At 59.2% G+C, this 21,443-nt stretch carries 16 protein-coding genes and 2 pseudogenes; 9 read left to right on the forward strand and 9 right to left on the reverse strand.

Annotation, left to right across the window (positions count from 1 at the left end):
• Positions 1–319 precede the first annotated feature (319 nt).
• A pseudogene (gene tnpC / locus TU75_RS11365) lies at positions 320–1,246 on the reverse strand (IS66 family transposase); the annotation flags it as partial.
• A 300-nt stretch (positions 1,247–1,546) separates the two neighbouring features.
• Positions 1,547–2,232, reverse strand: a pseudogene (locus TU75_RS26470) (IS630 family transposase); the annotation flags it as partial.
• 329 nt (positions 2,233–2,561) lie between these two features.
• Between TU75_RS26470 and TU75_RS26475 the strand changes: the two are divergent.
• Positions 2,562–3,320 carry a COG4705 family protein gene (locus TU75_RS26475; RefSeq protein ID WP_082630367.1) on the forward strand — a complete coding sequence of 253 codons (759 nt, stop codon included), beginning with the start codon at positions 2,562–2,564 and terminating at the stop codon, positions 3,318–3,320.
• 34 nt (positions 3,321–3,354) lie between these two features.
• Here the strand turns inward: TU75_RS26475 and TU75_RS26480 are convergent, their stop codons facing one another.
• Positions 3,355–3,546 (reverse strand): DUF3606 domain-containing protein, encoded by a 192-nt coding sequence (locus TU75_RS26480; protein WP_082630369.1) that lies wholly within the window; start codon positions 3,544–3,546, stop codon positions 3,355–3,357.
• Between the two features lie 893 nt (positions 3,547–4,439).
• Between TU75_RS26480 and TU75_RS11375 the strand changes: the two genes are divergently transcribed.
• Complete coding sequence (locus TU75_RS11375; protein WP_060548985.1) at positions 4,440–6,377, forward strand: LTA synthase family protein; 1,938 nt, start codon at positions 4,440–4,442, stop codon at positions 6,375–6,377.
• A gap of 1,267 nt (positions 6,378–7,644) precedes the next feature.
• On the opposite strand, the gene TU75_RS11385 is transcribed toward TU75_RS11375, so the two are convergent.
• From TU75_RS11385 to TU75_RS11410, 6 genes are read right to left on the reverse strand one after another with little or no spacing between them, the layout of a single operon-like run.
• On the reverse strand, positions 7,645–8,577 hold the full coding sequence (locus tag TU75_RS11385) for a phosphatidate cytidylyltransferase (protein WP_060548987.1): 933 nt from the start codon (positions 8,575–8,577) through the stop codon (positions 7,645–7,647).
• Between the two features lies 1 nt (position 8,578).
• Entirely contained in the window at positions 8,579–9,199 is a 621-nt protein-coding gene (locus TU75_RS11390) for a lysophospholipid acyltransferase family protein (RefSeq protein ID WP_003231826.1), read from the reverse strand.
• 9 nt (positions 9,200–9,208) lie between these two features.
• Positions 9,209–9,652 (reverse strand): hypothetical protein, encoded by a 444-nt coding sequence (locus tag TU75_RS11395; RefSeq protein ID WP_003231825.1) that lies wholly within the window; start codon positions 9,650–9,652, stop codon positions 9,209–9,211.
• The gene (locus tag TU75_RS11400) at positions 9,642–10,940 is read right to left on the reverse strand and encodes a phosphatase PAP2/dual specificity phosphatase family protein (protein ID WP_060548988.1); all 1,299 of its coding nucleotides are present in this window, start codon (positions 10,938–10,940) and stop codon (positions 9,642–9,644) included. Before TU75_RS11400 ends, TU75_RS11395 begins: the two co-directional genes overlap by 11 nt.
• 2 nt (positions 10,941–10,942) lie before the next feature.
• Complete coding sequence (locus TU75_RS11405) at positions 10,943–12,697, reverse strand: bifunctional alpha/beta hydrolase/class I SAM-dependent methyltransferase (protein ID WP_060548989.1); 1,755 nt, start codon at positions 12,695–12,697, stop codon at positions 10,943–10,945.
• Positions 12,698–12,708: 11 nt separating this feature from the next.
• The gene (locus TU75_RS11410) at positions 12,709–13,332 is read right to left on the reverse strand and encodes a CDP-alcohol phosphatidyltransferase family protein (RefSeq protein WP_060548990.1); all 624 of its coding nucleotides are present in this window, start codon (positions 13,330–13,332) and stop codon (positions 12,709–12,711) included.
• A gap of 210 nt (positions 13,333–13,542) precedes the next feature.
• Here TU75_RS11410 and hflK (TU75_RS11415) point away from each other — a divergent pair, with 210 nt between their 5' ends.
• The 7 genes from hflK (TU75_RS11415) to TU75_RS11445 all read left to right on the forward strand — a co-directional run bounded on the left by hflK (TU75_RS11415) (position 13,543) and on the right by TU75_RS11445 (position 21,403).
• On the forward strand, positions 13,543–15,447 hold the full coding sequence (gene hflK / locus TU75_RS11415; protein ID WP_060548991.1) for a protease modulator HflK: 1,905 nt from the start codon (positions 13,543–13,545) through the stop codon (positions 15,445–15,447).
• Between the two features lie 12 nt (positions 15,448–15,459).
• Complete coding sequence (gene hflC / locus TU75_RS11420) at positions 15,460–16,443, forward strand: protease modulator HflC (RefSeq protein ID WP_003231817.1); 984 nt, start codon at positions 15,460–15,462, stop codon at positions 16,441–16,443.
• On the forward strand, positions 16,440–17,474 hold the full coding sequence (gene hflK / locus TU75_RS11425) for a protease modulator HflK (protein WP_060548992.1): 1,035 nt from the start codon (positions 16,440–16,442) through the stop codon (positions 17,472–17,474). The genes hflC and hflK (TU75_RS11425) overlap by 4 nt, the downstream gene beginning before the upstream one ends.
• Positions 17,471–19,351: a cation-translocating P-type ATPase gene (locus TU75_RS11430; protein WP_060548993.1), complete on the forward strand. Its 1,881-nt coding sequence runs from the start codon at positions 17,471–17,473 to the stop codon at positions 19,349–19,351. The genes hflK (TU75_RS11425) and TU75_RS11430 overlap by 4 nt, the downstream gene beginning before the upstream one ends.
• Positions 19,352–19,465: 114 nt before the next feature.
• Entirely contained in the window at positions 19,466–19,717 is a 252-nt protein-coding gene (gene bufA2, locus TU75_RS11435; RefSeq protein WP_003231812.1) for a BufA2 family periplasmic bufferin-type metallophore, read from the forward strand.
• Positions 19,718–19,775: 58 nt separating this feature from the next.
• Positions 19,776–20,621, forward strand: coding sequence for an MNIO family bufferin maturase (bufB, locus tag TU75_RS11440; protein ID WP_003231810.1), 846 nt, complete (start codon positions 19,776–19,778; stop codon positions 20,619–20,621).
• Positions 20,612–21,403, forward strand: coding sequence for an HvfC/BufC N-terminal domain-containing protein (locus TU75_RS11445; RefSeq protein ID WP_003231808.1), 792 nt, complete (start codon positions 20,612–20,614; stop codon positions 21,401–21,403). The genes bufB and TU75_RS11445 overlap by 10 nt, the downstream gene beginning before the upstream one ends.
• Positions 21,404–21,443 lie beyond the last annotated feature (40 nt).

Raw genomic sequence — 21,443 nt, forward strand, 5'->3', positions numbered from 1 at the left:
ATACGATCCATGCCATTGCCAACACACTAGTAACAGCAATCCATTGCTCGCCCATGACTTCGATTCCATTTATGCGCATCTGTTTAGTGGAGAATAACGAGCTCCCTAATTAGCTGTCTGTAGGAAATTGCCCATGGGACCTAGGATAATCAGTTGCATCTCGATTTATGCAGCAGGAAATGATCGCCTAAATAATGGGCGATCTCTTCCAAAATTCGTAATTTCCCAATCGGTTTCAGGTCCTGGTGATTTCAGTTTTCACCATCATGTAGGCGATCCCATACGATGGTAAGCGAGCGGGGAATACACCTTGCACAGATCAGGCAGGCATCCACTGATGTGGAAGCAACTGCTCGATCTCACTGGCACGCTGCGTCGGCAGTCGCGTCAGTACATCTTTGAGATAGGCATACGGGTCATGCCCATTCATGCGTGCCGACTGGATCAAACTCATGATCGCTGCTGCTCGTTTACCGCTGCGAAGCGACCCGGCAAACAGCCAATTGGAACGGCCAAGTGCCCACGGTCGGATCTGATTCTCGACCGCATTGTTGTCTATGGGCACAGCCCCATCTTCCAGGTAGCGCGTCAGCGCTACCCAGCGTTTCAGGCTGTAATCCAAGGCTTTGGCCGTTGCTGATCCGTTGGGCACAAGATCGCGCTGGGTCAACATCCAGTCGTGCAGTACATTCGCCAACGGCGCCGCTTTTTCTTGCCGTATGCGCCATCGAACTTCATCACTCATGTCGCGCGTCTGACGCTCAACCTCATACAAGCCGCCAATCGAGTGCAGTGCCTGTTCGGCTAATTGGCTTTTATTCGCCACATGCAGATCGAAAAACTTGCGGCGAGCGTGAGCCATGCAGCCGATTTCGGTCATGCCTTTTTCGAACCCGGCTTTGTAGCCCGCGAAGTCGTCGCACACCAGCTTGCCGTTCTAGGAACCGAGAAAGTTGCGGGCATGCTCACCGGCGCGGCTTGGGCTGAAGTCGTAGACCACTGCTTTAAGTGCCGAGAACGGCGTAGTGCAGTAAGCCCAGACATACGCACGGTGAGTTTTCTTCTGCCCGGGTGCAAGCATCTGCACCGGCGTCTCATCAGCATGCACAACCCGCTGAGCCAGGACGACCTCTCGCAGGGCATCAACCAAAGGCTGGAGCTGCACGCCAGTTTGCCCCACCCATTGAGCCAGCGTGGAGCGCGGAATCGCCAAACCGGCGCGGCCGAAGATTCTTTCCTGTCGGTATGCCTACCGCACCATGGGCGCCACGCGAACCCCCTATCTGGTTCGGAGCCGTTCTTAAGTAGCTTCCAGTACTGGAAGAGCAAAACCGAGCGCCCAATCCCGATCAAGGATGTGCAGGTGAGCGTAGAGAATCGAAAGTCGGTCTTCTTCGTTGACACCAAAGGGGGAGTGGAACCGCTTGATCACGGAAAGGCCAAAGAGGTCATCGAAAAGCTGGGGCGCACTGGCGCATATACCCATGATCTAGGGCGCTATTGGGTAATTCGAACGCTACTTCATCAACCTGCCATTCTTAAGGCATTGATGCCGGTGCTGACGCTCGATGCTGCTGATCAATTTCCCTTGGAGGTAATCCAGTGCGGCGAATAACGTAACCGTGCCATGGCGGGTGTAATCATGGGATCTAGTCTGGATATGGCCGATGCCCAAAGGTAAACCCGGCTGTGTTCGCTCCAATGCCTGAACCTGACTTTTCTCATCGCAGCACAACACCAAAGCCTTGTCCGGCGGAGCCCGATCACATCCCAGAATTTCTCCTCAAACTGCGGATCGTTGGACAATTTGAATGTGCGCGTCAGGTGAGGCTTTAAATCATTGGCAGCCCACAGCTTATGGACGGTGGTCGAGGAAATACCCGCTGCCCTTGCCATGCTCCGACAGCTCCAGCGCGGCTCTCCGATGCGGGGGCGGGTGACCTGTTCCAAGACCCGGCGAACCGTTTCCTCGGGCAAAGATGACTTGCGCCCACGCCCAGGTTCGTCGACCAGGCCATCCAGTCGACGAGCCTGGAAACGCTTGCACCAGAGCGTGATCGTTGGGCAGGAAAAGCCCGTCAACCGTGCAATGTTGTCTCGGGTTTCTCCTTCGGCAGCCAGCAAGATTATGCGGGCTCGCCGACCTTCTCGCTGAGGGATGGTGGCAGAGCGAACGCGCCGTTTGAGTTCGATCGTTTCTTCAGGGCTAAGCGTGATGTCCAGAGCGCTCACGATAAGCTCTCCAAGGCTGGGATGGCATCTGAAGTGTAGCCGAAAATAATGAAAAGCTATTTCGCGAACAGCACACTAGTAGTTGGAAGCTCTGGCCGTTTAGACCTCCAGCACGCTCCAGCGCGGCCCTTTCGATCACCGCGCTGTTTTTTCGCGAAGTGCCGAGGAATAGTCTTTAGCTAGGCGTATCTCAGGCCCGCGATATCCTCTCACTAAACCCCGCATTACTTTGATGTATTTATCACATATTTTTTACAGGAGCCGATCAAAAATAAGGCAACCTCCCTCGGCGGGGGAACTTCTTCTACCCGTTACGACAAGGCTCAAATATGAATAAATTGCCTCAGATAACACTTGCTTTTTGGATAATGAAAATCTGCGCAACGACACTGGGGGAGACGGCAGGTGATTTGCTGTCAATGACTCTCAATGTGGGTTATGCAGTTAGCTCTATAATATTGATTAGCTTTTTTGCAATATCACTTTTCGGCCAGGTGGTTTCCGACCGTTATAAGCCCGCTCTATACTGGTCGGTGATTTTGACCACGAGCACCGCAGGCACAACAATGTCCGACTTCATGGATCGAAGTTTAGGGCTAGGTTACGCTGCCGGATCAGCACTATTGATTTCAATATTGGTCACAACATTTTTCATGTGGAACCGCAGCGAGAAATCACTATCTGTGCACCGCATTACTAGTACTAAAGGAGAGCTTTTTTACTGGTTCGCGATATTGTTTTCAAACACACTAGGCACGGCACTTGGAGACTTTCTAGCGGATGACTCAGGCCTAGGGTTCGCGGGCGGAGCATTGCTAATCGGTGGATCAATCGCAGTTGTCGTACTTCTACACTATACAACGCGAATTTCTTCGGTACTGTTATTTTGGCTGGCATTCGTGCTAACGCGCCCCTTTGGTGCGACTCTGGGAGATGTACTCACAAAACCCTCGGCTAAAGGTGGTCTTGATTTCGGTACAGTTGGCTCATCAATAGTTTTACTGTCCATATTGCTCGCCTTAGTGGCAATAGCCACTTACTACACCCGTAAACCTAAAGAAAACGCAACAGAGGCTTTTAGAATTTAAAATAACTCAAGACTCATAAAAGCCCGTAGGCCAGCTAAGGCTCACGGGACTTAAAATAAACCATTACTGCCGTTAGCGAACTACCCACTTCGTTGACAGCAGCTTTAATATCAGCCTTGCTAACCCCAAATTTAGCCGACCAATATTTCAGCTCCGAACCATCACCGGAATTTATTCTTATATCGTCAGTGCCTTTCGTATATTCCCGTTTAACAATCACAGACACCTCACACTAATAACTCACCACTACGAAAACACTAAAAATCACTTAATACTCGGAAGTTAAAATCGAGCCACCAGATATTTAGACAAGCTTCCGCAGACCGTATTAAATTTTAAAATTCACCGGAGACACAGACAACACTAAACAAGTTGACAATAGATGAAAGTGGCAGAATTGTAAAACTCTGAATATCGAAAAGCCCTGACCATTAGAATCAATAAAAATAAAATCCAGCTTGGTGCTAACAGAGCGGTAATAGCAATCCATCGTAATCCCATTATCAAAATCCTTTTTCTGACTATGTATTACTAACACGTACCTTCGAGAGGGTCTGTAGGAAAAACACTATTCTTTCGTCAGGATTTCCCGCTCACCTGATATTAATTGCGGCCACCAGGGGGCTGACGTGAATCTTCGAGGATACCTAGCAAGTGCCGATCGAGGATCAAGCTGCCGTTTACAGAATCACAGTGAGCAGCTTATTTCGCTTCAGGACGTTAAAAGCCGGAGGTCAAGGACTCCTCAAATTTCCAACCAGTAACAGTAAAATTGCACTGGACAACAAAAGCTTGCGCCGTATCGGGAGCTACCCGACTATGCTCACGAGACCGCACCAACGTGTTCAATCTGTGCAACACCTGAAATCTCTATGCAAATGCTGGAACCTTCCTTTCTCATGACCACCGCGTGCATTGGGGCGATTTCCAGCTATTGTGAACAGCAAATTTCGCTTTGACGAAATTTTGCTGCTTCATCGGATAAATTCGGTCCAACCCTTCAAAATGTCGTCGCTCAGTGCATTCGAAGGAAGGCATGTCCAAGGCTTAAGCCTCGTAATGCGCAGATCCATTAGCACAAAAATTTCCAATCTGAAGGATAATAACAAGGAGTTTTCAATGCGTTTTCCCGCTTCAGCTCCGTTGCGTTTAGTTCTAATGGTCACAGGCCTGTGGTTAGTGGTTTTTTTCCTCACCCGCTTGGTATTACTTACCACTCACCTTTCGGAGTCGGGTACTGCATATGCTTCGATTTTCGGTATAGGCGCCTTGTATGACCTGAGCTTTCTGGTGTTCGCAACTTTGCCGATGAGCATTTATGGACTGCTGTGCCCCCCCTCATTGTGGCGTACCCGTGGGCACCGCTGGTTTTTGCAAGGCCTGTTAACTCTCAGCGTGTTCGTGATGTTGTTTACTGCTGCAGCAGAGTGGCTGTTCTGGGACGAATTCGGCGTACGCTTCAATTTTATTGCCGTGGATTATTTGGTGTACTCCGATGAGGTATTGAATAACATCCTAGAGTCTTACCCCATCGGTAAATTGATCAGCGGGTTGGGCGTGATCGCCATTGTTATTTGCATTTTTTTGCACAGACCTTTGAAACGGGTGATCAGTACGCGGTTGCCGACCTGGCGCGAGCGTTTATTGAATATCGCTGTGGTTTTTGCCTTGAGTGCCGCCGTTTTTTTTGTCGTTGATCAAGACACTCCCCGTGGCAAAGGCGGCAACACCTATCAGCATGAGTTGGCCAGCAATGGTCCCTACCAGTTCTTTGCCGCGTTTCGTAATAACGAGTTGGATTACGAACAGTTTTACGGCACCTTGCCGAATAACTTAGTCGGCAAGAAGATCCATCAAGAGTTGGCGGAAAGCGACGTAAGATTCGTCGGTAAGGATTCGCTTGATGTCCGTCGAGTCGTGACGCATAACGAAAAGACCAAGCGACATAATATTATTTTGGTGACTATCGAAAGCTTCAGCGCCAAGTATATGGGTAGCAATGGTAACCCTGGCAACTTGACGCCGAATCTCGATCAATTGCGCAAAGAAAGTCTGTACTTCAACAATTTCTATGCCACTGGCACCAGGACAGACCGTGGACTGGAGGCCATTACGTTGTCTATTCCACCAACGCCGGGCCGCTCGATCGTCAAACGAGTGGGCCGTGAAAGTGGTTTTGCCAGCCTGGGCCAGCAGCTCAATCATGTCGGTTACGACAGTGCGTTTGTGTATGGCGGCCGTGGCTACTTTGATAATATGAATGCATTCTTCGGCGGGAATGGTTATAAGGTAGTCGATCAAAGCAGCGTGGATGAAGCAGAGATCCATTTTAAAAACGCCTGGGGTATGGCTGACGAAGATCTCTATCAACTGACTATGAAGTTGGCAGACGAGAATTTCGCTCAAAAAAAACCGTTCCTGCTGCAGCTGATGACAACCTCCAATCACCGTCCATACACTTATCCCGAGGGCAGGATTGATATTGCATCCGGTGACGGCCGCGACGGTGCTGTGAAATACACCGACTATGCAATCGGAAAGTTCCTTGAAGCAGCCCGAAAGAAGGCCTGGTTCGACGACACTATCTTTGTCTTTGTCGCTGACCACACCGCTGGTAGCGCAGGTAAGGAAGATCTTCCGATACGTAACTATCAAATCCCATTGTTCATCTACGCACCTAAGCTCATTCCTGCGCGTGAAGATGGTCAACTTGCCAGTCAGATTGACTTAGCTCCGACCATACTTGGGTTGTTAAACATTAATTACGAATCGACTTTTTTCGGTCGTGACTTGCTTCAACCGTCCATCTTGCCACCCCGCGTGTTGGTAGGCAATTATCAGCACCTTGGTCTGTTCGATGGTAAAGATTTGGCTATTCTCAGCCCCCGATCTTTGTTGCGACGCCACGATGACGCGCTAGGCGCAAGTCATGAGGTTACGGCTCAACTTGACGACCCCCTGATCGTACGCGCAATTAGCTATTACCAGGCTGCGAGCTATGGCTTCACCCATCGTTTGTTGAACTGGACCGGCAGCGAAAATATTGCCAGGCAATAACTTCTCTCAGATCGCTTCCACTCTCGACTGATTGAGACAATGATCCCAAGCCTGCTTCCACCAGGCTTGGTGACGGCTCACTATTCGAGTTCTACGAAGCATAGTCATTTTCAAAATCTCCAATTTACAGGCAATAAAAAAGGCGCCATTGGCGCTTTGGTTTGGTTCACTGAGTCGTCAGAGTCGATGTTCAGAACTCTGATTAATCGATGAGCGTACGCAACCGCGGCACCCTGAGCGAGGGCCGTGATGATAATGGCGATTGCTAGGAATAAATTTAGTTATAACGAATCCTTGCACAAAAGTGGGAGCGCCTACAGGGCGCCGCATTTTTTGACAAACCGGCGACACGTCCCACCGAAACCGTTTTCACTCAGTCTGGACCCAATGCTGCCATTTCCTGAGGGCAGGAATCGACCCAAAGCGGCCCTTCGCACTGCGTGCGATCTGTCGGTAGAATCCCTTTTTCCAACCAGCACGAATTGATGCCAATGGTCCAACCGACGACAGTAGCCAGCATCATTGGCCCTTGGAAAGGAGAGGCTCCCACAACGTTACTTCAGCACTGTCGAGATGCCTGGGACACGCCTTTTAAAGAGCTGTCAGATCTCATGGTCGCTACTTTTCTGAACCAGCGAATCGCAGTTCCTCAAATGTTGGCCGAGGCCAGGCGGCGATTGGATTCAGAGCCCCGCGATAACACGGAGTACTTCGATGACCAGCTAGCTGAGGCAGTTCTCGGTGCTGACAACTGACCGCGTCTGGCCGACTGCCGCCCGTCATGACAGGCTCACATCGGCCAAAAAGAGTAGTCAGATGGCTTATTGGTTAGACTCTCCACCAGGCACCAAACGGCGTGAGGCATTCTCGGCCGTCGTACCGCCATTGCGCTTGCGCTCGGCACATTTGCTGGTGTTTATTGAAAAAGCATTTTTAATAGCTTGCATGCTCCCGACAGACTTTATTTAGTAGGTCTGGCTCCAAAGCCTAAAAAAATGGCGCTGCGACAGACTTTATTTCTGATTAGCCCACTGACTAGCCCCTAGAATTGCTGGGCTCGATCCGACAGACTTTATTCCGTAGGATCACCTTAGACCTGTGCGTCTTCGAAGCTGATGTCTGGATTCGGGATAAAAAAGGGATGAGGGAGGCAGGAACGCAGGTTTCAGACTTTGCTTAAACCCTGAAAAAACACCACACCCCCAATGTGGGAGCGAGCAAGCCCGCTCCCACATTTTGATCTTTGTTTGAGTTGGAGACGGTGAGGTCAGGTCCACCAATACCGCACCAAATGAAAGAAAATAGGTGCGGCAAAGCATACCGAGTCCAGCCGATCCAGCATCCCGCCATGCCCTTCGATCATGTGCCCCCAGTCCTTCACGCCCCGGTCGCGCTTGATCGCCGACATCACAATTCCGCCGGCGAACCCCAGCAGGTTGATCAGCAGCGCAATCAGGAACGACTGCCACGGGTTGAACGGTGTGGTCCACCACAGTGCCGCGCCGATCAGCGAAGACAGCAGGATCCCGCCAACAAAACCTTCCACGGTTTTCGAGGGTGAGAGGTTCGGCGCGATCTTGTGTTTGCCGAACAATTTCCCACAGACGTACTGAAGCACATCCGACAGCTGCACCACGATCACCAGGTAGGCGATCAAGAGCAGGTTGCGACCTTCGTAGCCGGGGATATCCAGCGTCAGCAGAGCGGGCACGAAGGATACGCAGAACACTGCGATCATCAGCCCCCATTGCACTTTCGATGCGCGCTCCAGAAAGTGCGTGCTGTCACCGCCCAGGGAGGCGAGTATCGGCAGCAGCAGGAAGACGTACACCGGAATGAAGATCGAGAACAGCCCGTACCAGTCGGAATAGATCAGTACGTATTGCAGCGGCAGTGCCAGGTAGAACGCGGACACCAGCGCCGGGTAGTCGCTGCGCCGTGTTGGGGTGAGGGTGAGAAATTCGCGCAGGGCGTAGAACGACACCGCATAGAACAGCAGGATCACGGCGGCGGTGCCGAGCCAGAAGGCGATGCCGATCACGACCACCATCACCCACCACGCATTGATGCGTGCGTTGAGGTTTTCCACGACCGCATTCGGGGTGCCACGGGTGCGCAGCTTGAGGATCAGGCCGATCAGCGAGGCCAGCACCAGGATCGCGCCGATCCCACCGAATAACATCAGGGTTTGGCTATCCATGTCAGACATGCTCCGGGGCAAGGGCGAGCAGGGCGTCGCGGGTACGCGCAAGAAACAGCGCCTTGTCTTCGCCGTCTTCCAGCTGCAGCGGGGCGCCGAAGCTGGTAGTGCACAGCAGGGGCAGCGGCAGTACGCGGCCCTTGGGCATGACCCGATTGAGGTTGGCGATCCACACCGGAATCAATTCGGCCTGTGGGTAACTTTTCGCCAGGTGATACAGGCCGCTCTTGAAGGGCAGCAGGCCGTCCTCAAGATTGCGCGTACCTTCCGGAAAGATAATCAGCGAGTCGCCACCTTGCAGCGCCGCGAGCATCGGCGCCAAAGGATTATCCACAGGGTCCTTGCGCTCGCGGTCGATCAGCACACCGTTGAACACGCGGTTGATGATGTAGCGGCGCAGCGCACTTTTGCTCCAGTAATCGCTGCCAGCCACCGGGCGCGTGAATTTGCGCAGGTTTTGCGGCAGCGAGGCCCACAGCAGCACAAAGTCGCCGTGGCTGCTGTGGTTGGCGAAGTAGATGCGCTGCACCGGCACGGGCGCGCAACCCAGCCACAGGCTGCGGGCGCCAGTGACGGTGCGGGCCATCGATGTAATCAGCGTGGCGACCACGGGTTCGAACATGGCAATTCCTTATCCGGCGAAAGGTAGCCAGGGGCTGGCGAGGATGACGCCCAGGGTCAGCAGCGCTTGCGCGCCCAACAGCCAGGCTTGTTTGCGCAGCAGTTTGAGCGCGCCTCGGCGGCGCTCGATCCAGGGCCGTCCGGCGCGCTTCGCCGATTGCAGGCCAAGGGCTTGCAAGGCCTGGTCGAGGTCGGCCGTGCGCCCGGTATCCCGCGCCAGCAGGGCGAACAAGTCGGCGTCGAAGGCCACACGCAGTGCCCAGTATTTTTGCAGCAATCCGAAGATAACCATCCACAGGCTGAGCAGCAGGCAGATCGGCGAGATGCTCGCCATCAGCACCTGTGCCAGACCAAACAGAACGCCGAGCAGCGTCAGGCCTGTGGATAACTGATCAAGTGAGCGACCACGTCGCAGCAGACTGGCGACGACCTGCAGTTCTATATCAGCGGGCAAGGGGCAAACCCTCCAAAGCGTGTCGGTGAGCGGGGTGCAGGACCACATCGGCCCGTGCTTTACGAATAATAGCCAGCGCCTGATCTACCGTGGCGGCGCGCCCGCTGTGCAGCAGCCAGGCGGCGACGGCGGTAGCGCTGCGCGAATAGCCCAGCGCACAACACACCAGCAAGGGGCCGCTGGCGCGCAAGCGTTCGATGGCTTCGGCGGCGCGCCGGCACTCGGCGGGTGTGGGGGCGATCAGGTCCAATACGGGGAGGCATTGATAAGCGCGCCCCTGTGGATTAATCGGCAACTCCGCACACAGATCAACAACTGCACTGAACGAAGCTTGCTCAGCGGACGTGGGAATTCGCCCCAGCCAAACGTTATCCACAATCAGATCAGCCTGTGGATGCCTGCGCGTCCACAGCCGTGAATTGGTCCACGCACCGGCCAGATACGGCGCATACAGCCAGCGTGCGGCGGGAGTTAACCGGCCATCCGCGCGCTTCTGAAAACCCTGCGCCCCAAGCACGCCGTAATTCAACGCGACCAATGCCAGCGACAACGCCGGCCACGCCAGCCACAGCCACCAGCCGCCCAACACGAGCGCCAGGCTGAACAGCACCAGCGCCCCCACGGCATAACGCACACCCAACCACCAACGCGCGGGATCGCGCGCCAGTCGCCCATTCAGCAGGGGACTCGGATGTTCCACAGGCCACAGCCATACACACAGCCATCCTGCGAGGACGCCTGTGGGTAAGTCGATAAAGTGATGTTGATAAGTGGTCAGCACCGACAGACCGATCAACCCGAACCAGCCATGTACCAGCCAACGCCATAGGCCCTGGGTGTGACGCTGGAACATGAGCCACAGAATTACCAGCAGCGCGATGTGCAGGGAGGGCGCCTGGTTGAACGGTTTGTCGAACCCGGCCAGTACCGCGAACAGCCAGCCGAACACGCCATCCAGCGCGGGCCTTTCGAAGGTAAACCGCAGTGGCCAGATCAGAAAGCAGCTCACGGCGATCACCTGCGCAGTCAGCAGGCGCAGCGCGTGTTGCTTGAGTTCATGGCGAGTGTTGGGCAGCAGCAGCGAGAACCCGTAAAGCAGGTCGATGGACCAATAGGGCACGATGGTCCAGGCCCAGAACGGTATATGGCTTTCCCAGCCGAACACCAGCGTGCCCACGTCGCTGCGCTGGGCGGTGACCCAGGTGGCGAAGCCGTAAGTGCTGAAGAACAACGGTGCCAACAGCAGCAGCCATAACAGCGCGGGCCTGAATAAACCGGGTTCGCGCATGTTCAGCGCTTCTGCGCCAGGGACACGGTGAAAATGCCCCATTCATCCACACGCTGGGTGATTTTGCGGAAGCCGGCCGCTGCCACCAGTTGATCCATCTCCGCCTGGCTGCGACGGCGCATCACCCAGGCCTGGCCCTGGCGATGGCTGGTGAGCGCGCGAGCGATCAGTTCCAGTTGCGGGTGCCACGGTTGGCCGGTGTACACCAGGTAACCACCGGGTTCCACCGCCTCGGCCAGGCCGGCCAGCGAACCACTTACCATGCCGTTGTCGGCGAACAATTCATACAGCCCGGACACCACCGCCAGCGTGGGTTTGGGCGCAAGCGCTGCCAGGTCGGCCCGGTCGAACGCATCGCCTTTGACGAACTGCGCGATATCCCCCAGGCCTTTCTCGCGGATCAGCGTGCCACCGTCGCGCACGTTGATGTCGCTGTAGTCGCGCAGCAGGATCGATTCCGGCAGCGGCGACACGCCCTGCAAGGCTTCGAGAATGTACCGGCCATGGCCGGCGGCGATGTCGACGATGCGCACTTCGCGCTGCTCATTGCGCAAGCTGGCCATGGCCAGGCGCAGTAATTCCTCGACGTTTACTTTGCGCTGGCGAATGCCGCGCCAGCCGATGGAGTTGAGGTAGTTGGTGTCGATCATCCGTCCCAGTCCGCCCTTGCCCGTGGGCATGTTGCGGTAGACATAGTCCAGCGTGCTGCCGGAGTCGAAACCGGTGTCGAAGCCCAGCTTCACTCCGGCTGACAGGCGTTGGCCCAGGCCCATGCTGGCGCGGGTCATGCGCCAATAGAGGTCGCGCAGGGAATTGCGCGGCAGCGGCGCGGCCAGGGATTCGGATTCGGCGCAGGTGGCGCCCAGCTTGTCGGCGCCCAGCAGTGAGGCGCGGCCCAGCGGGTGGCTGAAGTTGTGCAGGATAAACCGCCTGGCGCTGTTCACTGCAACCGCGCGATCACGCTCGCCGAGTGTGTCGTGAAAGAAGCCGGGGAGTATATGCAGCTCTTTTTTCAGGCTGCCCAGGCGGTCGAAGAACTGCTGCTGGGGCTTGCGGTGCACCACGAAGTCGGAGCCGGAGACCAGCAGTTGGGTCGGCACCTGGATTGCCTGGGCATCGGCGACCACGCGGTCGGCCGCTTCGTACAGTCCCAGCAGCACGTTCACCGAAATGGCCTTGGTGATCAGCGGGTCGCTGTCGTAGGACGCCACGCGCTCGGGGTCATGGCTGAGAAACCGGGCCTTGACGTAACTGTTGACGAAAAAGTTGCCGCGAAACCGGCGCATCAAGGCCAGGCCCGGGCGGGCGAAGGGCACGTACAGCTTGACCTTGAACGCCGGGGAGGCCAGCACCAGGGCGCGGATGTCGGGGGCGTAATCATGCACCCAGGTGGCCGCAATCACCGCGCCGACGCTTTGGGCAATCACCGCAAGGTTCTGCGCCTCGATGCCAAACGTGGCTTCGATATGCTCGCAAAAGGTCTGCACGTCGCGGACGCTGGTGGCGAAGCTCGGGCTGTCACCGCGCGGGCCAGGCGACTGGCCGTGGCCACGGGCGTCCCAGGCGAAGAAGTCGAAACCGGGCAGGTCCAGTTCATCCACCAAATGGGCGATACGCCCGGAATGTTCATGGCCGCGATGGAACAGCAGGATCGCCTTGCGCGGCTCGCCATCCGTTGCAGCGGTGGCCGGCCAGTGCCGATAGAAAAGCTCGACGCCATCATGGGTACGGAATGTCTGTGCCTGCTGTTCGCGCATCGCAAAAACCCTTATGCAATCGGTGAAGTGGCGGAGTGTTCCTTGAGGCCCTGGCGTACCCGGTTGACCAGGGTATAGGCGAGCAGGGCGGCGACCAGCCACATCACCGCGCTCACCCCGGCAGCGCCGAGCCAGCCCAGTGCCACGCCGGTGGCCAGCACGCCGAGGACGAAGGCGCGATCGCTTTTGCCCATCGGCCCGTCATAGCGCCGCGAGGCGCCGATCATCGGCCCCAGCACCCCTGCGTATTCGCTGAACACCGCGAGCAGGGTCACCAGCAACACCGGCGCCAGGCTCACCTCGGGGATCAGTGCAAACGGCAGGATCAGCGCGCTGTCGGCGATCACGTCACACAGTTCATTGAGGTAGGCACCCAGGCGCGATTGCTGGCCGAATTCGCGGGCGAGCATGCCGTCGATGGCGTTGAGGGCCATGCGCACGATCATCCACAGCGGGATCAGCGCAAACAGCCACAGGTGTTGGGCGAACCCGGCGATCAGCAGGCCTACCAGCAGAGAAACCACTCCGGCCAGCACGGTGATCTGGTTGGCGGTGGTGCCATTGTCGTAGAGGCGCTGCACTAATGGGCGCAGCAGGTTCTGAAAGCGTGGCTTGAGCTGATAGATCGAAATCATGGGAGATGACGCTTCCTTGTCCGTGAGCCCTTGAAAAGCTGTGCTGGAGTGTGCCGATTATTTGTAGCCCCTACCAGTGATGTCGCCTGTTTATAGGGGTTTAGTGCAATCTCAAGCCCCCTCCCATAGTGATTGTCGGTGTTTAGCGAACAAAAATTTCACGCCCTGTGTTATATCGTAACGAACTGTGTGCTATCGGGCGTTGAGTGGATGCAAGTGGATCTGGACGTTGACGGCGCGCGGGCTGAAAGCCTGCCGCGTTTTCAACAAGGGTTGTTCCATGCCCGTCGATTGAGGCAGGCCGGTATCAGCCTCACCGCCCTGGGTGTCAGTGGTTGGGTGTTGGCGTTGTTTGTCGCATTGTTTGCGCCCCTGTCGATCTGGCCGGTGGTGTTGATCAATTGCGCCTCGGCCTTGCTGCTGCTGGTAGCCGGCTTGCAGTCGGCGTGGTGGGTGGCCGACTGGCGCGCCCAGGCGCTGGAAGCACCGCCGGTTGACGTGCCGGTTGAAGAGACGGGCCGGTACGCGCGCCTGATGGAGCGCTTTATCGCCCAGATCGGCACACCGGTCCTGTGGCTGTGCGGTTGGGCGTTGTTGGCGCTGATCAGCATCGTCGAGTTCTGGAACCTGACCCTGCCTGCGGCAGCTATCGGCCAGTCAGCCAGCATCGGCGCTGCGCTGGGGCTGGCCTTGGCGTTTGGCTTGCTGGTGTTCGAACGTCGCCTGGCCCAGGAAAGCGCCGCGCAATGGCCTGAAGCCTCATCCCTGGCACAGTTGTGCCGTGTGGCCATCGGTTGTTTGCTGGTGAGCTCGATCTGCCTGCTGTTCGCCAACGCCGAGTCGGTGTGGCCGTTGCGCCTGGCTGTGCTGATGGGCGTGTTGGCCGCGCTGGTGGCACTGGAGTTTTTGATAAGAGGCGTGCTGTCGCTGTTCAGCCCGCGCCAGCCGCGCCTCGAACCCCGCCTGATGGCGCAGAGTTTCATCGCCGACCTGCTGCGCTGGCCGCCCCAGCCCTTGCTCGCCTTGCAGCACGAACTGCACAACCGCTATGGCATCGACCTGCGGCAGATCTGGGCCTTTACCTACATACGCCGGGCGTTTCTGCCGGTGCTGCTGGTGGTGTTGGCCGTAGGCTGGGCGCTGACCGGCGTGCATGAAGTGCCCCTGCAAGGCCGTGGGATTTATGAGCGCTTCGGCAAGCCGGTGCAGGTGTTCGGCCCGGGTCTGCATACCGGGCTGCCCTGGCCGTTGGGCCGTGTCATCAATGTGGAAAACGGCGTGGTGCATGAGCTGGCCACCAGCGTCAGCCAGAGCGCAACACTCGAGCCCGCTGCGGCTGAAGGCCCACCGCCCACGATAGCCAACCGCCTGTGGGACGCCAGCCATGTGAATGACAAATCCCAGGTCATCGCCAGCAGCAGCGGCGACAAACAGGGTTTCCAGATCGTCAACATGGACGTGCGTTTCGTCTACCGCATCGGCCTTGGCGATCAGGCCGCGCTGGCCGCCACCTACAACAGCGCCGACGTACCGACCCTGATCCGCAGCACCGCCAGCCGCATCCTGGTGCACGACTTCGCCTCGCGCACCCTCGACGAATTGCTTGGCGAACAACGCACGCGCCTGGCCGACGAGATCGGCCGCAGCGTGCAGGCCGACCTGCACAAGCTCGACAGCGGCGTGGAGATTCTGGCCACGGTGGTGGAAGCCATCCACCCGCCGGCCGGTGCAGCCAATGCCTATCACGGCGTGCAGGCCGCGCAGATCGGTGCCCAGGCCCTGATTGCCCGCGAGCGCGGCGCCGCCAGCGAGCAAACCAATCAGGCCTTGCTGCAAGCCAGCATCGCCCATGATCAGGCCGTGGCCAGCGCCCGCGAAGTGAATGCCGGCGCCCAGGCCGCACACCTGCGCTTTGACGCCGAACAAAAAGCCTACGCCAGCGCTGGCCGGGCGTTCGTGCTGGAGCAGTACCTGGGCCAATTCAGCCTGGGCCTGGCCCACGCCAACCTGCTGATTCTGGATCACCGCCTGGGCGCCGACAGCGCACCGACGATTGATCTGCGTTCTTTTACCTTGCCGGCCGATCCAGTGGCGCCGCGTAAAGCCGTTCAATAAGGAGTCTGTCTGTTGGGCGCTCATTCTCACGATCATCATCACGGCCATCACCACCATCATCATCATGGCGATGAGCAGGCGGCGGGCCCGTTCCCGTGGCGGCGCATGGCCTGGGCCGCGCTGCTGGTGCTGTTTGCCGTGGCAGCGGCGAGCCTGGTGCAGGTGCGCTCCGGTGAAGCCACGGTGATTACCCGTTTCGGCAATCCGTCGCGGGTGCTGCTCGAACCCGGCCTGGGCTGGCGCTGGCCGGCGCCGTTCGAGGCGGCGATTCCGGTGGACCTGCGCTTGCGCACTACCTCCAGCGGCCTGCAGGATGTGGGCACCCGCGATGGCCTGCGCATCATCGTGCAGGCCTACGTGGCCTGGCAGGTGCAGGGCGATGCCGACAACGTGCAGCGTTTCATGCGCGCGGTGCAGAACCAGCCCGATGAAGCGGCGCGGCAGATTCGCACCTTCGTCGGTTCGGCGCTGGAAACCACAGCGGCCAGTTTTGACCTGTCCAGTCTGATCAATACCGACGCCGGTCAGGTGCGCATCGCCGAATTCGAGGCGCAGTTGCGCCAGCAGATCGATCAACAATTGCTCACCACCTATGGCGTGCGCGTGGCGCAAGTCGGCATCGAGCGGCTGACGTTGCCCTCGGTGACCCTCACCGCCACCGTCGACCGCATGCGTGCCGAGCGCGAAACCATCGCCACCGAGCGCACTGCGGTGGGCAAGCGCGAGGCTGCGCAGATTCGCTCGGCGGCCGAGCGCGACGCGCGCATCATGCAGGCCGATGCCACGGTGAAAGCCGCTGACATCGAAGCGCAATCGCGGGTCGAAGCTGCGCAGATCTACGGCCGCGCCTACGCCGGCAATCCCCAGCTGTACAACCTGTTGCGCTCGCTGGATACCCTGGGCACGGTGGTGACGCCGGGCACCAAAATCATCCTGCGCACCGACGCGGCGCCTTTTCGCGCGCTGGTCGATGGGCCCCGGGACGTCCAGCCATGATCGAGCGTGACGGCCCGGACGGTCCGTGGATCCAGGCCGGGCGCCTGACCTTCCTCGCGCTGTACGCGGTGACCGTGTTGGCGGCATTGGCCTGGGCATTTTCCAATGTGCGCCAGATCGACCCGCAGAACCGCGCCGTGGTGCTGCACTTCGGCGCCCTGGACCGCATTCAGAACGCTGGTCTGCTGCTGGCGTGGCCGCAACCTTTCGAGCAAGTGGTGTTGTTGCCGGCGGCCGACCGCGTGATCGAGCGCCGGGTGGACAACCTGCTGCGCTCGGATGCGGCGCTGCAGGCCGACCGCGTGGCCAGCTTCGCCACGCCACTGAGTGACGCCCTGGCCGGTTCCGGCTATCTGCTGACCGGCGATGCCGGCGTGGTGCAGCTGGATGTACGAGTGTTCTACAAGGTCAGCGAACCCTATGCATTCGTGTTGCAGGGCGATCATGTGCTGCCCGCGCTGGATCGGCTGGTGACGCGCAGCGCCGTGGCCCTGACCGCCGCGCGAGACTTGGACACCATCCTGGTGGCGCGCCCGGAACTGATCGGCAGCGATAACGGCGCCGCCGAACGCCGCGAACGGCTGCGCGGCGACCTGGTGCAAGGCATCAACAAGCGCCTGGCCGAGTTGGCCGCCAGCGGCCTGGGCCTGGGCATCGAAGTGACCCGTGTCGATGTGCAGTCCAGTCTGCCGGGCCCGGCGGTCAACGCCTTCAATGCCGTGCTCACCGCCAGTCAGCAAGCCGACAAGGCCGTGGCCAATGCGCGCACCGAAGCGGAGAAACTGACCCAGGCCGCCAACCAGCAGGCCGACCGCGTGGTGCAGGTGGCCCATGCCCAGGCCAGCGAACGACTGGCCAGCGCCCAGGCGCAAACGGCCACTGTCGCAAGCCTCGCCCAGGTCAAAGACCCTGGACTGCTGCTGCGCCTGTACCGCGAACGCTTGCCGAAGATCCTCGGCCAAGCCGGCTCTGTGACCACGGTCGACCCCAAGGACGACTCCCGTTTGATCATTCAGGGCGCCGAACGATGAGCGATTCCATGCTAACATCCGCCGAGCAGCGCAGCGCCGCCCGACAATTGACCCTGGCGATGCTGTCCCTGGGCTTGCTGGTATTGGGCCTGGTCTGGCGCTGGCTGGCCCCCGACCAGAACGGTGTCAGCCAATTGCTGCTGGGCGTGGCCTCGCTGCTGGTGGCCGTGCCGGTGATGCGTTCGGCCTGGTACAGCCTGCGCTTCCCCAGCCTACACGGCATCACCGACCAATTGATTGCCCTGGCCATGCTCGGCGCTTGGGCCACGGGCGATCTGCTGACTGCCGCGCTGCTGCCGATCATCATGATTTTCGGACATGTGCTGGAAGAGCGCAGCGTGATCGGCTCCCAAGAGGCGATTCATGCCCTGGGCAAGCTCACCCGCAGCCAGGCGCGCCGGGTGCAGGCCGATGGCAGCATCGTGGAAGTGGATAACGGCGCGCTCAATACCGGCGATATCGTCGAAGTGCGCGCCGGCGACCGCGTGCCCGCCGATGGCGTGGTGTTGTCGGGCCAGGCGAGCCTGGACACGGCGCCGATCACCGGCGAGTCGGTGCCTCTGGAGGCGTCGGTCGGGGTGCAGGTGTTCGGCGGCGCGATCAACCTCGACGGCCTGCTGCGCCTGGAGGTCACGCGCACCGGCGATGAGTCGACCCTGGGCAAAGTCATCGCCCTGATGCAGAACGCCGAGCGCGCCAAGCCGCCGATCACCCGGTTGCTGGAGCGTTATGCCGGCAGTTATATGGTGCTGGTGTTGTTGCTGGCGGCAGTGACCTGGTTTGTGACCAACGACGCCCAGGCGATGCTCGCCGTGCTGGTAGCGGCGTGCCCGTGCGCCCTGGTGCTGTCGGCGCCGGCCACGGCGATTGCCGGCATTGCGGTGGCGGCGCGCCATGGCATTCTGATTCGCAGCTCAGCGTTTCTGGAAGAATTGGCCGATCTCACCTCATTGGTGGTCGACAAGACCGGCACGCTGACCTTCGGCACCCTGCGGTTGCAGTCCATCGAAGGCGCCTCCACGGACCGCGCGGCGGTACTCAACCTGGCGGCCAGTCTCGGTTCGGCCAGCAGTCACCCGGTCAGCCGTGCGTTGGCGGGGCTGGGCACGCAGCTGCCGGCGCTGAGCGATATTCGCGAGCGTCAGGGCCTCGGCGTGGTAGCGCAGACCGGGGAGGGCGAAGCGGCGCTGGGGCGCCCGGAATTGTTCGAGCAGTTGGGCATCATGACCACGGCAGTTCCACGTCACGACGGCCCGATTGCCGGGCTGGCGCTGAACGGACGATTCCTGGCCTGGCTGCTGCTGGCCGACAGCGTCAAGCCGGAAGCGCACCAGGCCCTGCAGGAACTGCGCGAGCTGGGCCTGGGCCGGCAATTGCTGCTCACCGGCGACCGCCAGAGCGTGGCCGACAGCCTCGCGGCGCAGGTGGGCATCAGCGATGTGCAAGCCCAGGCCTTGCCGGAAGACAAGCTCAACCGTGTGCTGGGCGAAATCGGCAGCGGCTTCAGGCCGATGGTGGTGGGCGACGGCATCAACGACTCGCTGGCGCTCAAGGCGGGTGTGGTCGGCGTGGCGATGGGCGCGGGTGGCGCGGATATCGCCCTGGCCTCGGCGGATGTGGTGCTGATCGGCAGCGACCTGCGTCGCCTCGGCACCTGCGTGCGGCTCAGTCGCCAGTGCCGGCGTACGCTGCAGGTCAACGTGATCATCGGTCTGGGGTGGACCCTCGCCATTGTGGTGTTTGCCGCGTTTGGCTGGCTGGGCGCTGCGGGCGCCATGATTGCGGCAGTGCTGCATAACCTCAGCACCTTGCTGGTGCTGGGCAATGCCGGGCGCTTGCTGCGTTTTCAGGAACCGCTGTCCAAGCTCGACGAATAATGTCGGGCTTTTTCTGTTTGTCGCTGTAACGCCGACAGGACGCCTCACTCAAGTGGTGTGTCGAGACTGAGCAATCGGTTCCGACCTTCACCACTGATCATGAGGAATACAACTATGAGCATTAAATCCACCGCGGCCGGTGCCGCCCTCGCGCTGGCCGCCGCCAGCCTGTTTGCCGGCGTCACCACCCAGGTACAAGCCGACGACGCCACTGTGCAATGCTACGGCGTGACCTCCTGCAAGGGCCTGAACGACTGCAAGACCGCCGAGAACGCCTGCAAGGGCCAGGGTGTATGCAAAGGGCACGGTTTCAAGCTCCTCACCCAGGCTGAATGCGACGCGGCTAAAGGTAAGGTCGGCAAGTAATTGAAGTGCAGCCGTAGCGGTGCCCCATCGCTGCGGCCGCTTTGCCCAGGAGCGTTCCATGTCCAGTTCCCCTGTGAGCCTCGGTTACGGCCTGGGCCTGCGCAATGAGTACTACCAGCAGATCCTGGAACAATCGCCGCCCGTGGATTGGTTCGAAGTGATCTCCGAGAATTATCTGGTGCAGGGTGGCAAGGCCCTCTACTACCTGGATGCGATTGCCGAGCGCTATCCCCTGGTGATGCACGGTGTGTCGCTGTCCATCGGCGGGCCCCATGCATTGGATGGGGATTACCTCAAGCACCTCCAGCGACTCGCCGAACGGATCCGGCCGGCCTGGATTTCCGATCACCTGTGCTGGAGTCGCGGCAGTGCGCACCAGTTGCACGACCTCCTGCCGCTGCCCTACACCGAAGAAAGCCTGGACCACGTGGCCGGTCGCGTCCGCCAGGTGCAGGACATACTGCAACGCCCGCTGGTGCTGGAAAACGTCTCCAGTTACGTGCGCGCCAGGGCCGACACGTTGACCGAGTGGCAATTCCTCAACGCCCTGACCGAGCTCACCGGCTGCCAGTTACTGCTCGATGTGAACAACGTGTATGTGAGTTCGCGCAACCATGGCTTTGACGCCTGGACTTTTATTCGTAACCTGGCCCCCGACAGCATCCGCCAACTGCACCTGGCGGGGCATATGGACTACGGCGACTACGTGGTCGATACCCACGATCATCCGGTGTGCGATCCGGTGTGGGCGCTGTATCAACAGACCCTGGAGCACCTGGGGCCGGTCTCGACCCTGCTGGAGCGCGATGATCATTTTCCACCGTTGCCCGAGTTACTCGCCGAGCTGAGCAAAGCCCGTGAACTGGGTGCCAACGCGCTGGCCAGGAGGCCGCTATGCGCCTGATCGACTGGCAATTGGCCTTTGAAGCGCACCTGACAGCGCCAACGCCGCTGGTGGACAGCCACTTTGCCGCCACGTTGCTGGGCGGGCCAACGCTGGATGTGCACACGGGCCTGGCGATTTATCACAACGCCTACCTGTCACGATTGCAGGATGTGCTGCGCCACGACTTCAGCGCCCTCCGGTATTGGCTGGGCGACGATGAGTTTGCGGCGCTGACGCAGGCCTACGTGCGTCGCTATCCCTCCGATCACTACAGCCTGCGCTGGCTCGGGGAGCGGTTTCCGGCGTTTATCCTTGAGCATTTGGTGGCCGAGCAGAGTGCGCCGCTGGCGGAACTGGCGCGTCTGGAATGGGCCTTTACCCTGGCGTTCGATGCGCCTGCCGGTGAGCCGCTCACGCTTGATGACATGGCGCAACTGCGGCCGCAAGACTGGCCGGATTTGCAGGTGACCCTGGCGCCTACGGTGCAGCAGATACTGTGTCGCTTCAATTCGGTGGCGATCTGGCGCGCCGCCAGGGACGCTTCTGGTCTTGCCGAGAGTCAGGCGTTGAGCCGGGCGCATATTTGCCTGGTGTGGCGTCACGATCAGGTGTGCCGTTACCGCAGCCTTGAGCCCTCCGAGGCCTGCGCGCTGGCGGGTATGGTCGGGGCCGGCTGGAATTTTTCAGAACTGTGCACTGAGTTGGCAGTCACTTATGCAGAGGGCGCGCCACTGCAAGCGGTTACATGGTTGAAACAGTGGGTACAGGACGGAATGCTCGAACGCCGAGCACCGCAGTAGCCCGCTATCCAATAGATAGCCTCCTAAGTTGTCTGCGGAT

The sequence above is a fragment of the Pseudomonas poae genome (assembly GCF_001439785.1).
Taxonomy (GTDB): Bacteria; Pseudomonadota; Gammaproteobacteria; order Pseudomonadales; family Pseudomonadaceae; genus Aquipseudomonas; species Aquipseudomonas poae.